This is a genomic window from Pseudomonas sp. AC083 (assembly GCF_979253165.1).
In genome coordinates this window covers 189,011-205,852 of the sequence record NZ_CEEDDH010000008.1, presented here as the reverse complement: position 1 = coordinate 205,852, position 16,842 = coordinate 189,011, and the positions used below count along the sequence as shown (strand labels likewise).

Here is a 16,842-nt window from a genome sequence, read left to right as displayed (position 1 = left end):
TTGGGAACTCGTAATGCGTGACACTGCGCGGTGAATGGCTTGGCGACTGCTGCGCAGCCGAACGGGGATAAATCCCCACGCCACAAAAGTGTTTCAACCTCAAAAATGCCTTCCCCGCAAGACCCCGAGGCGATTATTCATCCCGTTTACAGCGCGATTTGCTCTAAGCCCGGCATACCGGTGCGCTGGAGTCCTTTCTATACTGCGACATAAGGTCGCACACGTCTGAAGACCTGTATTTGCTCGGCCATCTTGGCCCGTAGGCGCTCCGTTGGGGGGCGATGGCAATGACAAGAGGAGTGAATGGCATGATCCATCACGTAGTGGGACTGTTTACCCACCCCGATCAGGAATGGAAGGAGATCCGTGGCGACCAAGAGGAAAGCATCAGCCACATGTACCTGACGCATACGCTGATTCTGGCGGCGATCCCCGCGGTCTCGGCGTTCATCGGCACGACCCAGGTCGGCTGGGTGATCGGCAATCGCGCGCCGGTGATGCTCACGTTCGAAAGCGCCTTGTGGATGACCATCATGTCGTACCTGGCGATGCTCGGCGGGGTCGCGGTGATGGGCGCCTTCGTGCACTGGATGGCGCGCACCTATGACGCCAATCCAAGCCTGGCCCGTTGCGTGGCGTTTGCCACATACACCGCGACACCGTTGTTTGTCGGCGGTCTGGCGGCGCTGTATCCGCACATGTGGCTGGGGATGATCGTCGGCACAGCGGCCATCTGCTACACGGTGTATCTGTTGTATGTCGGCCTGCCGACCTTCATGAACATCCCTTCGGATGAAGGTTTCCTGTTTTCCAGCTCGGTGCTCGCCGTCGGCCTGGTGGTGCTGGTGGCGATCATGGCGTTCACCGTGATTGTCTGGGGCCTGGGTGTCGGGCCGGTCTATACCAACTGACCTGTTTCCTCCCTGAGAAAAACAACATCTGCCAATACAGGCCGCCGCAAGGCGGCCTTCTCGTTGGGCGACGACCATTCGGCAGGTCAGCGATTCGCAAGTCGCCGGGGTTGCGGCATACTCGGCGTCTCTGGAGATCCATCAAGCATGCCCGAGCAACTCAATACCCGCGTCGAAGATTGTTACCAACTCGCTGAATCCTTTTTCAAACGCTCCTTCAAACGCCCCGTCGTCAGCCTCAAGCTGCGCGGGCAGAAAGCCGGTGTCGCGCATCTGCACGAGAACCTGCTGCGCTTCAATCCGCAGCTGTACCGGGAGAACACCGAACACTTCCTCAAGCAGACCGTGGCTCACGAAGTCGCCCACCTGATCGCGCATCAACTGTTCGGCGACCGCATCCAGCCCCATGGCGAGGAGTGGCAACTGATCATGCGCGGCGTCTACGAACTGCCGCCGGACCGCTGCCATACCTATGAAATCAAGCGGCGCAGCGTGACCCGCTATATCTACAAATGCCCGTGCCCCGACAGTGATTTCCCGTTTACCGCCCAGCGCCATGGCCTGGTGCGGCAAGGGCGGCGGTATCTGTGCCGGCGCTGCCGCAGTACGCTGGTGTTCAGTGGTGAGATGCGGGTGGAATAGTTGCTTTCTGCGGTGCCCTGACTGGCCCCTTCGCGAGCAGGCTCGCTCCCACAGGGGAATGCATTTCAATGTGGGAGCGAGCCTGCTCGCGAAGGCGGCGGCATGGGCGCTACAGAATCACCTTGGCCGAACGCAACTCGGCGATCCGCCCAGCACTCAAGCCCAGCTCCCCCAACACCTCATCCGTATGCTGCCCCAACCCGGCGCCAACATGCCTTGGCGCCGGCAACGCCTCAGAAAATTTCAACGGACAGGCCATCTGCGCCTGCGTCGTGCCATCTCCGCGCGGCACCTGCGTCACCAGCTCCCGCGCCTGCATTTGCGGATGGCGCAACGCCTCGCTCAGACTCAGTACCGGCTCGACACAGGCATCGACCCCGGCGAACAACTCACACAGTTCTGCAAAATCATGCCGCTCGAATTCGATGCGCAACGCCTCTTTCAAGGCCTGTTGTTGCTCAGGCCTGGGCGACAACCCTTGCGCGGCCAGTTCCGGCCGGCCCAGCGCCGTGCACAATTGCTGCATGAAGGCCGGCTCCAGACTGCCCACCGACATCCAGCGCCCATCCCGGGTACGGTAATAATCGTAAAAGCTGCCGCCATTGAGCACCTGGTCTTCCCGGCCCGGTTCCGCGCCGCAGGCCAGATAGCCAGCGCCGGCCATGGCGTTCAGGCTGAACGCGCAGTCGGTCATGCTCACATCCAGATGGGTGCCCTGCCCGGTTTGCTGGCGGGCAATCACCGCTGCCAGCAAGCCGATCACTCCGTATAGCGAGCCGCCCGCCACGTCCGCCACCTGCATGCCCAGCGGCAGCGGCCCGCTGTCGGCGCGCCCGGTGTAACTGGCAAGCCCGGCCAGCGCGAGATAGTTGATGTCATGCCCGGCACGTTCCTTGTACGGCCCGGTCTGGCCGTAACCGCTGATCGACACATAAATCAGCTTTGGATTGATCGCTTTCAACGCTTCATAACCCAGGCCCAGACGCTCCATCACCCCGGGGCGAAACTGCTCAAGGACGATGTCGTACTCGCCCAGCAGTTGCTTGATGATCTGCAGCGCTTCGGGCTGTTTCAGATCCAGCGCCAGACTGCGCTTGTTGCGGTTGAGGTAGGCGTGACTGGCCGAGACACCGCCATCATGCGGCGGCAGCACCCGCAGCAGATCCATACGGATTGGCGATTCGATGCGCAGCACCTCGGCGCCCATGTCCGCCAGCAGCAACGAGGCGAACGGCCCCGGCAGCAAGGTGGAGAAATCGAGAAGCTTCAGTGAGGCCAGCGGTGCAGACATGGGCGAACTCCTTGGGCGATGTACTCAGCCTAGGCAGCCATCGCCGATGCGGCAATCACCGCAAATGTCAGCAGGTGTGACCGTTGCGCTCAAATTCCGGGCAAGAAAAAACCCCTGTGGCGAGGGGATTTATCCCCGATGGGTCGCGAAGCGGCCTCTTCTCTGGACTCGGAAGAAGAGGCCCGCTGTGCAGCCCATCGGCGGTAAATCCCTCACCACAAGGGCTTTTTTTTTACAACCTCACATCGTACTGATGCGCAGTTCTTGTATTTACTTCACATTGCTCGGGGTTGGGCCTTCAGCCACACCCAGGTCGTCTTCTTCACGCTCGTCGGAGATACCGCGACCGCCGGAAGCCAGCTCGGTCTGCAGTTGATCGGTGTCCAGTTCCTTGACCCACTTGGCGACGACGATGGTCGCAACAGCGTTACCGACCAGGTTGGTCAGTGCGCGGGCTTCGGACATGAAGCGGTCGATACCAAGGATCAGCGCCAGACCGGCAACCGGCAGGTGACCTACCGCCGACAGCGTTGCGGCCAGGACGATGAAGCCCGAACCGGTTACACCTGCCGCACCTTTGGAGGACAGCAGCAGCACCAGCAGCAGAGTGATCTGGTGAGTGATGTCCATGTGCGTGTCGGTCGCCTGGGCGATGAACACGGCGGCCATGGTCAGGTAGATCGAAGTACCGTCGAGGTTGAACGAGTAACCGGTCGGAATCACCAGACCAACAACCGATTTCTTCGCGCCCAGACGCTCCATCTTGATCAGCATGCGTGGCAGTGCCGATTCCGACGAGGACGTACCCAGTACGATCAACAGTTCTTCACGGATGTAGCGCACCAGCTTGAATACGCTGAAACCGTGAGCCCGGCAGATCGCACCCAGCACCAGCACGACGAACAGAACGCAGGTGATGTAGAAGCAGATCATCAACTGGCCCAGTTGCACCAGCGAGCCGACACCGTAGGCACCGATGGTGAACGCCATGGCACCGAACGCACCCAGTGGCGCCAGTTTCATGATCATGTTGATGATGTTGAACATCACGTGGGCGAAGCGATCGATCATGTCCAGCAGCGGACGACCGTACGAACCCAGGCGATGCAGGGCGTAGCCGAAGATCACCGAGAACATCAGCACTTGCAGGATGTCACCGGTGGCGAACGCGCCAACGATGGTGTTCGGGATCACATTGAGGAGGAAACCGACAATGCTCTGGTCTTTACTGGCCGTCACGTAGGTGGCGATTTTCGAGGCGTCGAGGGTGGTGACGTCGATGTGCATGCCGGCGCCCGGCTGCACAACGTTGACCACGACCAGACCGATCAGCAGGGCAATGGTGGAAACGATTTCGAAGTACAGCAGCGCGTAGCCGCCGGTCTTGCCCACCGACTTCATGTTCTGCATGCCGGCGATGCCGCTGACAACAGTACAGAAGATGATCGGGGCGATGACCATTTTGATCAGCTTGATGAAGCCGTCACCCAGTGGCTTGAGGGCCACACCGGTCTGCGGATAGAAGTGACCAAGCAGGATGCCGATGGCGATGGCAACGATCACCTGGAAATACAGGGATTTGTACAGTGGCTGACGAGTCGTCATTGCAGGTTTCCTCAAGCGTCCAGCGGCAACATCCATCTGTCGAGCGCTGAACCTTAATTGCGAACCCTCCTGCACTGGAGGGATTTGTTGTTGGAACGGCATTCTTCCCGGTCGGAGAAATGCACGCTTCTGTGGCTTGTATCGCAAACGTCGTGCCAGATTGGTGCGAATGGCAGCAAGCCTTTTGATATCAGGGCCTGCGGGATTTTCCTGTCACCAATCAGTGACTTGAGGCATGGCGGATTTCCGCCAACTGAGCGTTCAGCGTCCTGCAATTTGGCGGAAATCCGCCTTGTGGCGTTGCCGGCCCGCCATTACGATCGGTGCATGAACAAGGATTGCCGCTTATGCGCGAACGCACCATCGCCAGCCATTTCGCCCGTGCCGCCCTTGGCGGTGCACGCCGGCGCGGCCTGGATTATTCAGGCCTGTTGCAGCAACTGGGGATCAGCGCGGAGTTGCTCGACGAGCCCCGCGCGCGGATTGCCCCGGAGCAGTTCACCCGGCTGATTCAGGGCTTGTGGCTGGCGCTGGACGACGAATACCTGGGTTTCGGTAATGCCCCGAGCAAGCCCGGCAGCTTCGCCATGATGTGCCACGCCTCGATTCACTGCCGCAACCTGGAGAAGGCTCTGCAACGTGGCTTGTTGTTTTACAGCCTGTTCCCCGACGCCCCACGCCTGACCCTGCGTCGCGAAGACGAATGGGTGCGTTTGAGCCTGGACGACGCGCAGTGGTGGGACCCGGATCACTTTCTCAGCGAGAGTCTGTTGGTGATCTGGCACCGCCTCGGCAGTTGGCTGATCGGCCAGCGCATTCGCCTCGAGCAGGCGACTTTCAGCTATCCGCGCCCCGAGCACGGCGGCGAATACGATCTGCTGTTCCCCTGCCCGCTGACCTTTGATGCCGAGCAAAGCAGCCTGCTGTTTCACAGTCGCTACCTGGCCATGCCGCTGTTGCAGGACGAACGCACGCTCAAGCACTTCCTCGAACGCTCCCCCGCCGACCTGCTCTCACGCCCCGACGATGGCGACAGCCTGAGCAGCCGCCTGCGCCGCTTGCTCAGCCGCGACGCTGCGCGTTGGCCGGATCTGGAGGCCGTCGCCGCGCATCTGCATATCAGCCCGCAGACCTTGCGCCGGCACTTGCGCGAGGAAGGCACCAGTTTTCAGGAGCTGAAAGATCAGCTGCGGCGGGATATCGCCATCTATCATCTGGGCCGCGCGGAGCTGTCGTTGCAACAGATTGCCGAGCAGCTCGGGTTCTCTGAGCCTTCGGCGTTTCATCGGGCATTCAAGAAATGGACGGGGCTGACACCGGGGGCTTATCGGGCACAGGAGTTGTGAAAGATCAAAAGCCCCTCACCCTAACCCTCTCCCAGAGGGAGAGGGGATTGACTGGGGATGCTGAAGATCTGGACCGGCCTGACAGTTATTCAGTGAATCCATATCCACTGCAAGTTGCTCAGGTCGATAAATTTCTCAAGACACTTAGGTCAGTTCCCTCTCCCACTGGGAGAGGGTTAGGGTGAGGGCCGCTTCATTCACACCGCCGGAAAATGAATCCTGAACGCCGCCCCGCCCATCGGTGAATCGCCCAAAGCCAAACGCGCGTTGTAGCTTTCGATGATGTCCTTGACCACCGCCAGCCCGATGCCCTGCCCGGGATGCTGGGCGTCCAGGCGTTCGCCGCGTTCGAGAATCCGCGCACGCTGATCGAGGGGCACGCCCGGGCCATCATCCTCGACGCACAATTCGATCCCGGCCAAGGACTCGCGCACGCTGACCCGCACTTCGCCGAGGCACAGGCGATAGGCGTTTTCCAGCAGGTTGCCGAGCATTTCCAGCAAGGCGCCCTGCTCGATCGGCACGTAGCAATGCTCGGGCAGATCAAAGGTCACGCGCACATGTTTGTCGCGGTAGACCTTGTCCAGCGTATCGCAGAGGCTTTTGAGCACCGGTTGCAGGCGCACCTGATGGCGCACCAGACCGCTTTTGCGCAGGCTGGCCCGTTGCAGCTGGTAGCTGATCTGCTGGCTCATGCGTTCGATCTGACTTTGCAGCACCCAGGCCTGATCGCGGTCTGCGGGGCGCTGGGCCATGTCTTCGCTGACGCCTTGCAGCACCGCCAACGGGGTTTTCAGGCTGTGGGCGAGGTCGTCGAGGGAGTCGCGGTAGCGGCTGCGTTGCTGGCGTTCGCTGAGCAGCAAGCGGTTGAGCGAGCCGGTCAGGCGCAACAGTTCGCGTGGATGTTTTTCGGTCAGGCTTTCACGGGTACCGCCTTCGATTTCGTCGAGTTCCTGGCTCAAGCGGCGCAGCGCCTTAAGGCCCCAGGTCAGGCCGATCCATAGCAGCGCCAGCAACACCAGCAACGCCGCGCCGAAGCCCAGATAGAGATTTTCGCGCAGGCCTTCGAGGGTGGTTTCGTATTCACGCACCGGTTGCAGAGCGACGATGCTGAACGCTGCGCTTTTGCCGCCGAGCAGCTTGACTTCGACGTCGTAGACGAAGAACTCCTGACCGCTGGCTTCACGAATCCGCGCGAACTCGTTGCCGAGGCCGTCGTAACGCGGTTTGTAGTTGATCTGTTCTTCCTGGGTGGCTTTCGAGCGCCACACCAGTTTGCCGTCGCGGTCGTAGATATAGCCGAGCAAACGGAAATCGGTGAGGTTGAAGCGCTCGTCGGGCAATTGCGACGGCATCACCAGCCGACCGTTTTCCACCCGGGCGGCGGAGATCAATGTGGTGACGTCGGAGGCCAGGCGTTGTTCGATCGAGTCCTGCAAGGCAAGGCTGAAGGCGCCCTGCATCGCCGGCAACAATGCGAGCATGAACAATACCGCCAACGTGGTGGCGGCGAGCATCAAGCGAACGCGAAGGGAACGGATCAAGTGCAGCGCTCATTGAACAGGTAACCGAGGCCGCGCACGGTGTCGATCGGTTTGAACCCGGCCGGGCCTTCGAGCTTGCGGCGCAGACGGCCGACCAGCACTTCGATGACATTCGGATCGCGCTCGTCGTCATCCGGATACAACTGCTCCATCAAGCGATCCTTGGGCACCACCTGCTGATGGTGGCGCATGAGGTATTCGAGGATGCGGTATTCGTAAGCGGTCAGCGCCAGCGGTTGTTCATCGAGGCTGGCCTGTTTGCGATTGAGGTCGAGCAGCAAAGGCCCGGCAACGATGGTCGACTGGGTGAAACCGCTGGAGCGGCGCAGCAATGCGTTCAGGCGTGCGTCGAGTTCTTCGAACTGGAACGGCTTCACTACGTAATCGTCGGCACCGGCGGCTAGTCCTTCAACCTTGTCCTGCCAGTTGCCGCGCGCAGTGAGTATGAGGATCGGAAAGGTCTTGCCGCCCGAGCGCAACTGGCGGATCAGGTCGAGGCCACCCATGCCCGGCAGGCCGAGATCGATCACCGCCAGATCGAAGTTGTACTGACCGGTCTGGTACAGCGCCTCCTCGGCATTGGCCACGGACTCGACTACATGACCGCTTTCCGTCAGGCGGGTTTGCAGGTGATGACGCAACAGCGCCTCGTCTTCGACGACCAACAGTTTCATGCTTTTCTCCCTATCTCTTGAGCTCTCCAGGCAACTACCTGTGGGAGCGAGCCTGCTCGCGAATACGGTGGATCAGCCAAGCAAGTGTCGGCTGATACCCCCCTTTCGCGAGCAGGCTCGCTCCCACACTTCAAACTGCGACAACCGCTTAGAAATAGTAGTTGGCCGACAGGTAGGTCTGCGCGCTGCTGGTCAAGTCCAGTGAGCCCTGTTTGCTGCCGCCGCTCTCTTTCATTTCGGTGCTGGCGTTGCTGCGCAGGTAACGGTAACCGAGTTCCACCGAGGTGTTCTGCGAAACTTGCTGCAACACACCCACCTGGCCACCGATGGCGTAACCGATATCGCTGTCACGGCTGAAACCTGGCGAATCCTGCGTCAGCTTGGTCAGACCGGCCGTGGCGCCACCGAACAACTTGGTGCTGCCGCCCACCGGGTAGAACAGGTCATAGCTGCCGAGCAGATTTTCCTGGCGCAGTTTAACGCCATTGTGCGAGCCGGAGACGTTGTCGTAAGTGGCGTAGTAGCGGCCCTGGCTGTTTTGCTGACCGAGGCGCATGCCGTAGGTGTTGTTGCCGTCGATGGCCCCGGTGACGTTGGGGTTGCCGAGATTGTTGTTGAGCGCGTGGGACTTGTCGATCTTGTCGCTGGTCTGGCCGAATGTCAGGCCGGCGAAGTTGCTGGTGTCGTCGGCGTTGGCCGCGATGCTGGAGCCTAACAGGGTAAAAGCCAGCAGCAATTTGTTTAAACGAGTCATGGGTATTTCCTCTTTCACAGTGCTGTTTGGGTATGGCGCAAGGTTACTGAGCCGCCCCTGTACGGCCCCTGAACCGTCTCTGAACCTGACCTGAACCGGATCGACTAGGCTGTTCTGACCACTTTCAATAAGGAGACCCGACCATGCGCCTGTTCCTCGCCTTCACTTTGCTGGCAGTCAGCAGCTTCACCCAGGCTGCGATCAAGACTGAAGAAATCCCCTACCAAAGCGCCGACGGCAGCCAACTGATCGGCTACTACGCCTATGACGACGCGATCAAAGGCCCACGCCCCGGCGTTGTCGTGGTTCACGAATGGTGGGGGCTGAACGAGTACGCCAAGCGCCGCGCGCGGGATCTCGCCGAACTCGGCTACAGCGCGCTGGCCATCGATATGTACGGCGAAGGCAAAAACACCGAGCACCCGAAAGACGCCATGGCCTTCATGCAGGCAGCGACCAAGGACGCCGAAGCGGCGAGCAAGCGCTTCGCCGCCGGGCTCGATCTGTTGAAGAAGCAAAAGCAGACCGACCCGAACAAAATCGCCGCCGTCGGCTATTGCTTCGGTGGCGCCGTGGTACTGAATGCGGCGCGTCAGGGTGTGCCGCTGGCCGGTGTGGTGAGTTTCCATGGCGCGCTGGCAACCAAGACTCCGGCGACTCCGGGCAGTGTGAAGGCGAAAATCCTCGTCGAGCACGGTGCGCTGGACAGCATGGTCACTCAGGACCACGTCACCGCGTTCAAGTCGGAGATGGACAAGGCCGGGGCGGACTACCAGTTCGTCAGTCTGGATGGCGCCAAGCATGGTTTCAGCAATCCGGATGCCGATCGCCTGAGCCATGGCGAGCATGGCGGGCCGGACATTGGTTACAACAAGGCGGCGGATGAAAAATCCTGGGCGGATATGCAGGCGTTCTTCAAGAAGATTTTCGGCTGAGTCAGTAGCGACCGAGGCGCGGCCTTCGCGAGCAGGCTCGCTCCCACATTGGATCCCTGTCGCACAGAAGATCCCCTGTGGGAGCGAGCCTGCTCGCGAAGGCTTCACCGCCGATCTCGACCTCGCCCCGACTAACCGGCAAAATGCCCGCCATGCATACCACCCCCGCCCTGCCCGCCTGCTGCACTGCGCTCGACAGCCACTGGCCGTTGCCGACGGTCCTGGCCGACACCGTGCTGCTCAGTACCCACTTCGACCCGACACGCCTGCTTGGCGATGACTTCCAGCGCAGCGCTGTGCCGGCGCCGCCGAGCATTCAGCGCTCGGTGGCCAAGCGCCAGGCCGAGTTTCTCGCTGGACGCATCTGCGCGCGGGCCGCGCTGCAACAACTCGAAGGTCTGAATATCGTCCCGCCGATTGGCGAAGACCGCGCGCCGGTTTGGCCGGCGCACATCTGCGGCTCAATCACCCACAGCACTGGCCGCGCGGCGGCGATTGTCGCCAACAAACAGCACTGGCGCGGCTTGGGCATGGATCTGGAAAACCTGTTGAGCCACGAGCGCGCTGAACGCCTGGCCGGGGAAATCCTCACGCCAGCGGAACTGCAACGCATGGCGGCGGGTTCTCAGGAGCAATTGGCGCTGCGGGTGACCCTGACGTTTTCGGTCAAAGAGAGTCTGTTCAAGGCGCTCTACCCGATCGTGCAGCAGCGCTTTTATTTCGAGCATGCCGAAGTGCTGGAATGGACTGCGGCGGGTCAGGTCAGGCTGCGGTTGTTGACGGATCTGTCGAGCGAATGGCGCAACGGATCGCAGCTGGAGGCGCAGTTTGCAGTGCAGGATGGGCAGTTGTTGAGTCTGGTCAGCATTCAAGCCTGAAGTCTTGCATTGCCTGTTATGGCTCGCTCCCACAGGGGATTGCATTTCAAATGTGGGAGCGAGCCTGCTCGCGAAGGCGGTATCCCGAATCTCAGCGGCGCTCCTGATTCCTTGGCCAACTCAGACTGAAGCACGCCCCACCCAGACTCTTGCTCTTGCCAATGATCGCGCGGCCGTCGTGCCAGTGAATGATCCGCCGCACAATCGACAACCCCAAGCCATGCCCGCCCGAGGCCCGCGTGCGGCTATCGTCCAAGCGCAGAAACGGCGTGAAGATCCGCTCCCACGCCACTTCCGGCACGCCCGGTCCGTCGTCCTCGACGTCGATCCGGCAACGCAACTGGCCGACCTGATAACTCACCGTCACCTGCGAATGCGCATGACGCATCGCGTTGCCCACCAGATTCTGCAGCGCCCGATGCAAATAACGCGGCTCGGCCTCGACCCAGGCGCCGTCGTTGTCGGCCGATGACAGACACAATCCGCGCTGTACCGTGACCTCGGCGCGCAGCGGCGCCAATTCTGCGATCACCTGATTGACCAGCGCATCCAGATCGATGCGCTGGAAGGTCAGCGCCGGCGAACCCTGCTCCAGTCGTGCGTAGGTGAGCATTTCGTCGACCAGCTTATCGAGGTCCTCGATGTCGTGATCCATGCCTTCGCGGTATTTCTCCAGCGCTTGCGGAGTGGTCGCCGTGCCGATCATTTCCAGACCGAAACGCAGCCGCGCCACCGGCGTGCGCAGCTCGTGAGACACCGCGCGCACCAGTTCACGCTGGATCGCCAGCAACTGTTGCAAGTGCTCGGCCATGCCATTGAACGCCGACGCCAGCCGCCCGACCGAGTCGGCACCGCGCGCAGGCACACGGGTTTCCAGGCTGCCCTTGGCGATCCGCGTGGCCGCCGCTTCGAGGCCGCGCAAACGTCGCTCGAGCTGACGCACCAGCAGATAAACGATAAGACCGATCAGCGTCAGGCCCAGCGCGGCAATCAATACCAGCCATTCCGGCGGGTACGGATTCATCTGATACAGCGGGCCGATTTCCAGCACCCACGGCGTACCGACCATGCCAGCGAAGACGCGGATCGAATCGCCGCCCTTGCCCAGCGCCATCACCGTGTCGCCCTCGGCCACGCGGCGACTCTGGTCCTCGTCCATGTCGGCGTCATTCACCGTGACCAGCCGCAGGTCGAAGCCGAAACCCTTCTCTTTCTTTATTTGTGCCAGACGTTTGGGCTGTTCGCCGACCGGCACCCGCACCAGTTCATCGGCCAGCAGATAAATAGTCGCCCGGGCCAGTTGCTCGCTGATCTGCTGCACCTCGCCCACCAGCATCATTTGCTCTTTTTCGCTGATCAGCCGATAGACCTTGGCCGCGTGAGGCCCGGTCTGCTCGACCAGCGCCTGACCGCGCAGCACACGGGTGCGCTGGGCCAGATCGAGGTCGGTTTCGGCGAATTTCTTCAGTGTCAGCGGTATACCAAGCAGCCGCTCCCACACCAGCAACGCGCGATGGCGTTCGGTCTGATTCATCGGTTGCAGGTTGTCGGCCATCAGCGAGAAGGTGCCGTGGGCCAGACGCTCGCGGTATTGCTCGCTGCGCACCTGATTGAGCAGGTTCAGCGCCAGCACGCCGAGCACCGCCACCAGAATCAGCGCGGCGCACATGCCGCCGTAGATGCGCAGGAAGATCGAATTCACAGCGCCAGGTCTGCGCAGGCTTCCGGGACGAACAGGTAGCCTTTGCTGCGGATGGTCTTGATCAGGCGCGGATGGTCGGGGTCGTCGCCGATTTTCGGGCGGATGCGCGAGATACGCACGTCGATCGAGCGGTCCTGGCCGTCGTAGCCGATGCCGCGTAATGCAGTGAAGATTTCTTCCCGGGAAAGTATCCGCCCGGCGTTGGACACCAGCAGCCACAGCAGGTCGAACTCGGCGCTGGTCAGCTCGATGCCGTTGTCGCTCAGCCAGGCTTCGCGTAACGCGTTGTCGACCACCAGTGGACCGAATTGCAACCGCCGGGATTTTTCCGCGACCGGCTCCGGTGTGTCACTGCGCCGCAGCAACGCCTGGATCCGCGCCAGCAACAAGCGCGGACGCACCGGTTTGCACACATAGTCGTCGGCACCGAGGTCAAGGCCGTGGATCTGATCAGCGTCATCGGTGCGCGCGGTGAGCATCAGGATCGGCCCGTCGTACTGGCTGCGCACCTTGCGGCAGATGCTCAGGCCATCCTCGCCGGGCAGCATCAGATCGAGGATCACCAGATCCGGCTGCTCCTTGATGATCCGCGCCGCCGCCAGCGCACCGTTGCCTTCGATCTCCACGCGCAGGCCATTGGCTTGCAGGTAATCGCGGGTGAGCTCGGCCAGTCGCTGGTCATCCTCGACGATCAATACCTGCCAGGTTTGTTGCTCCACCGGTGACCTCTGCTTGCTGTTTTTATTGATATATGAAGGTTTCGTTGAATGAACGCGGTTCCTGTAGGAGCTGACGAGTGAAACGAGGCTGCGATCTTTTGATCTTGCTCTTGAAAAATCACAATCAAAAGATCGCAGCCTTCGGCAGCTCCTACACGAGTCCTCCCGATCATCTGTCATGTTTCAGGAGGATAAAAATGCCCATGCACCCAGCGATTGTATAAACGCCGCTCACCCGGAAAACAAGTCGGTAAATGCGTTCGGACAAGGCGGAATTCTGTGATAGGGTTCGCGCCCTTAAAAAACCGCTGAAGCGTTTTTCCAGGCAAAAAAACAGTGACAAACGGTCTGGCTCAGCAGGTTCGCGGCCTACACGCGTTTTCCCTGTTTCTTACACAAATTACGCACAGGCTTATCCACAGGTAGTACGTTGCAATCCCCCCCTGAAACGCATTATCTTGTAGCACGGCGAAAACAGAGACCCTACATATAGGGTTTTCACCTAAAACGCCCAACCACATTTCAGACCTGAAACTCAAGTGCTTTATGGCCAGTTTCCGGTAGAACAAGCGAGTTTTTTCAAGCCCAAACCGCACTGGCGGATGGCACCGTTTTATTTGGTCCGAAACGGACAAAACGGTATGGGTGTTGCAGTCATGACTGCCACCCGCGAAGGAATCCGGTGGCGAGCTTCGGCTCGTAACCAAAACTTCGGCAAGGATGCGGCGTTGCAGCCTTTTTCCTACTGTTCCGAAGTTTGTAATGCCGACGCCCGTCGGTTGCAGTGCTTCGGTACAGAACGGTGAGCACCATGACGGTGCCAAACAAACATAGAGAATGTGGAGACCACCCCCCATGCAAACCGACACAACTCGCGAGAACCCGCAGGGCACCTTGCCGCAGGCCGCCGATTCGACTTCGGATCTGGCAGCCACCGCGCCTGGCCAGCTGCGCGTGATCAAGCGTAATGGCACTGTCGTTCCTTACACCGATGACAAGATCACCGTCGCTATCACCAAAGCGTTCCTCGCAGTTGAAGGCGGCACCGCTGCCGCCTCGTCGCGAATCCACGACACCGTTGCGCGCCTGACCGAACAGGTCACCGCGACCTTCAAGCGTCGCATGCCATCGGGCGGCACCATCCACATCGAAGAAATCCAGGACCAGGTCGAACTGGCCCTGATGCGTGCCGGCGAGCAGAAAGTTGCACGCGACTACGTGATCTACCGTGACGGCCGTTCGAAAGAGCGCGCAGCGCACGCTCCTGCCGAAGCAGCAGTCAACGCGCACCCGTCGATCCGCATCACCCGCGCCGACGGCAGCCTCGCGCCGCTGGACATGGGCCGCCTGAACACCATCGTCACCGAGGCCTGCGAAGGTCTGGAAGAAGTCGATGGCGACCTGATCCAGCGCGAAACCCTGAAGAACCTGTACGACGGCGTGGCCCTGACCGACGTCAACACCGCCCTGGTGATGACCGCCCGTACCCTGGTCGAGCGCGAGCCGAACTACTCGTTCGTCACCGCCCGCCTGCTGATGGACACCCTGCGTGCCGAAGGCCTGAACTTCCTCGAAGTCGCCGAAAGCGCCACCCATCACGAAATGGCCGACCTGTACGCCAAGGCCCTGCCGGCCTACATCGCAAAAGGTATCGAGTTCGAACTGCTGAACCCTGTGCTGGCTACCTTCGACCTGGAAAAACTGGGCAAGGCGATCAACCACGAGCGCGATCAGCAATTCACCTACCTGGGCCTGCAGACCCTGTACGACCGCTACTTCATCCACAAGGATGGCGTGCGTTTCGAACTGCCGCAGATCTTCTTCATGCGCGTGGCCATGGGCCTTGCGATCGAAGAGAAGCAGAAAGAAGACCGTGCGATCGAGTTCTACAACCTGCTGTCCTCGTTCGACTACATGGCTTCGACCCCGACCCTGTTCAACGCCGGTACCCTGCGTCCACAGCTGTCGAGCTGCTACCTGACCACCGTGCCGGATGACCTGTCGGGCATCTATCACGCGATCCACGACAACGCCATGCTGTCGAAATTTGCTGGCGGCCTGGGCAACGACTGGACGCCGGTTCGTGCGCTGGGTTCGTACATCAAGGGTACCAACGGCAAGTCGCAAGGCGTGGTGCCGTTCCTCAAAGTGGTGAACGACACCGCTGTGGCCGTGAACCAGGGTGGCAAGCGCAAAGGCGCTGTGTGTGCCTACCTGGAAACCTGGCACATGGACATCGAAGAGTTCATCGAGCTGCGCAAGAACACCGGTGACGATCGTCGTCGTACCCACGACATGAACACGGCCAACTGGATCCCTGACCTGTTCATGAAGCGTGTCTTCGATGACGGCAAGTGGACCCTGTTCTCGCCATCCGAAGTACCGGACCTGCACGACCTGACCGGTAAAGCCTTCGAAGAGCGCTACGAGTACTACGAAGCGCTGACCGAGTACCCGGGCAAGGTCAAGCTGTTCAAGACCATCCAGGCCAAAGACCTGTGGCGCAAGATGCTGTCCATGCTCTTCGAAACCGGCCACCCATGGCTGACGTTCAAAGACCCGTGCAACCTGCGCAGCCCGCAGCAGCACGTCGGCGTGGTCCACAGCTCGAACCTGTGCACCGAGATCACCTTGAACACCAACAAGGACGAAATCGCCGTTTGCAACCTGGGCTCGATCAACCTGCCGAACCACATCGTCGACGGCAAGCTCGATACCGCCAAGCTGCAACGCACCGTGAACACCGCCGTGCGCATGCTCGATAACGTGATCGACATCAACTACTACTCGGTGCCGCAAGCGAAGAACTCCAACTTCCGCCACCGTCCGGTCGGTCTGGGCATCATGGGCTTCCAGGACGCTCTGTACCTGCAGCACATCGCCTACGGCTCCGACGCTGCCGTCGAGTTCGCCGACAAGTCGATGGAAGCGGTCAGCTACTACGCGATCCAGGCTTCCTGCGACCTGGCCGACGAGCGCGGCGCCTACGAGACGTTCAACGGTTCGCTGTGGTCCAAGGGCATCCTGCCGCTGGATTCGCAACAGATCCTGATCGAGCAGCGTGGCGAGAAGTACATCGACGTCGACCTGAAGGAAACCCTCGACTGGGCACCGGTTCGCGCCCGTGTACAGAAAGGCATCCGTAACTCGAACATCATGGCCATCGCACCGACCGCGACCATCGCCAACATCACTGGCGTTTCGCAGTCGATCGAACCGACCTACCAGAACCTGTACGTGAAATCGAACCTGTCGGGCGAATTCACCGTGATCAACCCGTACCTGGTTCGCGACCTGAAGGCTCGCGGTCTGTGGGACTCGGTCATGATCAACGACCTGAAGTACTACGACGGTTCGGTGCAGCAGATCGAGCGCATCCCGCAAGGACTCAAAGAGCTCTACGCGACCGCGTTCGAAGTGGACACCAAGTGGATCGTTGACGCCGCCAGCCGTCGTCAGAAGTGGATCGACCAGGCCCAGTCGCTGAACCTGTACATCGCCGGCGCATCGGGCAAGAAGCTCGACGTGACCTACCGCATGGCCTGGTACCGTGGTCTGAAAACCACCTACTACCTCCGTGCCCTGGCCGCGACCAGCACCGAGAAGTCGACCATCAACACCGGCAAGCTGAACGCTGTTTCTAGCGGCGGCAACCACGGCGACGATTCGGTCCTGGCCGCTCCGGCAGGTCCTGCGCCAGTGCCAAAGGCCTGCGCGATTGACGAGCCGGATTGCGAAGCTTGCCAATAAGCTGAGCTGATTTCAGGCGTTGCGAGACGCCTGGGATCTTCAGACAAAAGAAAACCCCCGACAGACTTCTGGTTTGTTGGGGGTTTTCTTT

At 60.6% G+C, this 16,842-nt stretch carries 13 protein-coding genes; 6 read left to right on the top strand and 7 right to left on the bottom strand.

What is annotated here, in order from left to right:
* Positions 1-308 precede the first annotated feature (308 nt).
* Both AC0IXA_RS14565 and AC0IXA_RS14560 read left to right on the top strand, forming a co-directional pair.
* Positions 309-911 carry a Yip1 family protein gene (locus tag AC0IXA_RS14565; protein WP_016773629.1) on the top strand — a complete coding sequence of 201 codons (603 nt, stop codon included), beginning with the start codon at positions 309-311 and terminating at the stop codon, positions 909-911.
* A gap of 147 nt (positions 912-1,058) precedes the next feature.
* A complete protein-coding gene (locus AC0IXA_RS14560; RefSeq protein WP_024013976.1) occupies positions 1,059-1,553 on the top strand; it encodes a SprT family zinc-dependent metalloprotease in 495 nt (164 codons plus the stop codon).
* A gap of 109 nt (positions 1,554-1,662) precedes the next feature.
* Here the strand turns inward: AC0IXA_RS14560 and AC0IXA_RS14555 are convergent, their stop codons facing one another.
* Together AC0IXA_RS14555 and AC0IXA_RS14550 are read right to left on the bottom strand one after the other, a co-directional pair.
* Positions 1,663-2,844 carry a CaiB/BaiF CoA transferase family protein gene (locus AC0IXA_RS14555; protein WP_471813643.1) on the bottom strand — a complete coding sequence of 394 codons (1,182 nt, stop codon included), beginning with the start codon at positions 2,842-2,844 and terminating at the stop codon, positions 1,663-1,665.
* A gap of 270 nt (positions 2,845-3,114) precedes the next feature.
* Complete coding sequence (locus AC0IXA_RS14550) at positions 3,115-4,449, bottom strand: dicarboxylate/amino acid:cation symporter (protein WP_024013978.1); 1,335 nt, start codon at positions 4,447-4,449, stop codon at positions 3,115-3,117.
* Positions 4,450-4,796: 347 nt separating this feature from the next.
* Here AC0IXA_RS14550 and AC0IXA_RS14545 point away from each other — a divergent pair, with 347 nt between their 5' ends.
* The gene (locus AC0IXA_RS14545; protein ID WP_471813640.1) at positions 4,797-5,795 is read left to right on the top strand and encodes an AraC family transcriptional regulator; all 999 of its coding nucleotides are present in this window, start codon (positions 4,797-4,799) and stop codon (positions 5,793-5,795) included.
* 197 nt (positions 5,796-5,992) lie between these two features.
* On the opposite strand, the gene AC0IXA_RS14540 is transcribed toward AC0IXA_RS14545, so the two are convergent.
* The 3 genes from AC0IXA_RS14540 to AC0IXA_RS14530 form a co-directional block, all read right to left on the bottom strand.
* On the bottom strand, positions 5,993-7,339 hold the full coding sequence (locus tag AC0IXA_RS14540) for an ATP-binding protein (RefSeq protein WP_073472181.1): 1,347 nt from the start codon (positions 7,337-7,339) through the stop codon (positions 5,993-5,995).
* Positions 7,336-8,013 (bottom strand): response regulator transcription factor, encoded by a 678-nt coding sequence (locus AC0IXA_RS14535; RefSeq protein ID WP_016773623.1) that lies wholly within the window; start codon positions 8,011-8,013, stop codon positions 7,336-7,338. Before AC0IXA_RS14535 ends, AC0IXA_RS14540 begins: the two co-directional genes overlap by 4 nt.
* A 148-nt stretch (positions 8,014-8,161) precedes the next feature.
* Entirely contained in the window at positions 8,162-8,767 is a 606-nt protein-coding gene (locus AC0IXA_RS14530) for a membrane protein (protein WP_041479569.1), read from the bottom strand.
* A 143-nt stretch (positions 8,768-8,910) separates the two neighbouring features.
* On the opposite strand from AC0IXA_RS14530, the gene AC0IXA_RS14525 reads away from it, so the two are divergent.
* On the top strand, positions 8,911-9,702 hold the full coding sequence (locus tag AC0IXA_RS14525) for a dienelactone hydrolase family protein (protein ID WP_471813637.1): 792 nt from the start codon (positions 8,911-8,913) through the stop codon (positions 9,700-9,702).
* A gap of 152 nt (positions 9,703-9,854) precedes the next feature.
* Positions 9,855-10,580 (top strand): 4'-phosphopantetheinyl transferase family protein, encoded by a 726-nt coding sequence (locus tag AC0IXA_RS14520; protein WP_471813635.1) that lies wholly within the window; start codon positions 9,855-9,857, stop codon positions 10,578-10,580.
* Positions 10,581-10,671: 91 nt separating this feature from the next.
* Here the strand turns inward: AC0IXA_RS14520 and AC0IXA_RS14515 are convergent, their stop codons facing one another.
* A complete protein-coding gene (locus AC0IXA_RS14515) occupies positions 10,672-12,282 on the bottom strand; it encodes an ATP-binding protein (RefSeq protein WP_471813633.1) in 1,611 nt (536 codons plus the stop codon).
* A complete protein-coding gene (locus AC0IXA_RS14510; RefSeq protein WP_056788095.1) occupies positions 12,279-13,001 on the bottom strand; it encodes a response regulator in 723 nt (240 codons plus the stop codon). Before AC0IXA_RS14510 ends, AC0IXA_RS14515 begins: the two co-directional genes overlap by 4 nt.
* An 855-nt stretch (positions 13,002-13,856) precedes the next feature.
* Between AC0IXA_RS14510 and AC0IXA_RS14505 the strand changes: the two genes are divergently transcribed.
* Positions 13,857-16,751: a ribonucleoside-diphosphate reductase subunit alpha gene (locus AC0IXA_RS14505; RefSeq protein WP_471813631.1), complete on the top strand. Its 2,895-nt coding sequence runs from the start codon at positions 13,857-13,859 to the stop codon at positions 16,749-16,751.
* Positions 16,752-16,842: the final 91 nt, after the last annotated feature.

Coding starts and splice junctions, on each gene's coding strand:
- AC0IXA_RS14520 (WP_471813635.1), top strand. CDS start 9,855: ATGCATACCACCCCCGCCCTGCCCGCCTGCTGCACTGCGCTCGACAGC.
- AC0IXA_RS14550 (WP_024013978.1), bottom strand. CDS start 4,449: ATGACGACTCGTCAGCCACTGTACAAATCCCTGTATTTCCAGGTGATC.
- AC0IXA_RS14560 (WP_024013976.1), top strand. CDS start 1,059: ATGCCCGAGCAACTCAATACCCGCGTCGAAGATTGTTACCAACTCGCT.
- AC0IXA_RS14505 (WP_471813631.1), top strand. CDS start 13,857: ATGCAAACCGACACAACTCGCGAGAACCCGCAGGGCACCTTGCCGCAG.
- AC0IXA_RS14545 (WP_471813640.1), top strand. CDS start 4,797: ATGCGCGAACGCACCATCGCCAGCCATTTCGCCCGTGCCGCCCTTGGC.
- AC0IXA_RS14530 (WP_041479569.1), bottom strand. CDS start 8,767: ATGACTCGTTTAAACAAATTGCTGCTGGCTTTTACCCTGTTAGGCTCC.
- AC0IXA_RS14525 (WP_471813637.1), top strand. CDS start 8,911: ATGCGCCTGTTCCTCGCCTTCACTTTGCTGGCAGTCAGCAGCTTCACC.
- AC0IXA_RS14555 (WP_471813643.1), bottom strand. CDS start 2,844: ATGTCTGCACCGCTGGCCTCACTGAAGCTTCTCGATTTCTCCACCTTG.
- AC0IXA_RS14565 (WP_016773629.1), top strand. CDS start 309: ATGATCCATCACGTAGTGGGACTGTTTACCCACCCCGATCAGGAATGG.
- AC0IXA_RS14535 (WP_016773623.1), bottom strand. CDS start 8,013: ATGAAACTGTTGGTCGTCGAAGACGAGGCGCTGTTGCGTCATCACCTG.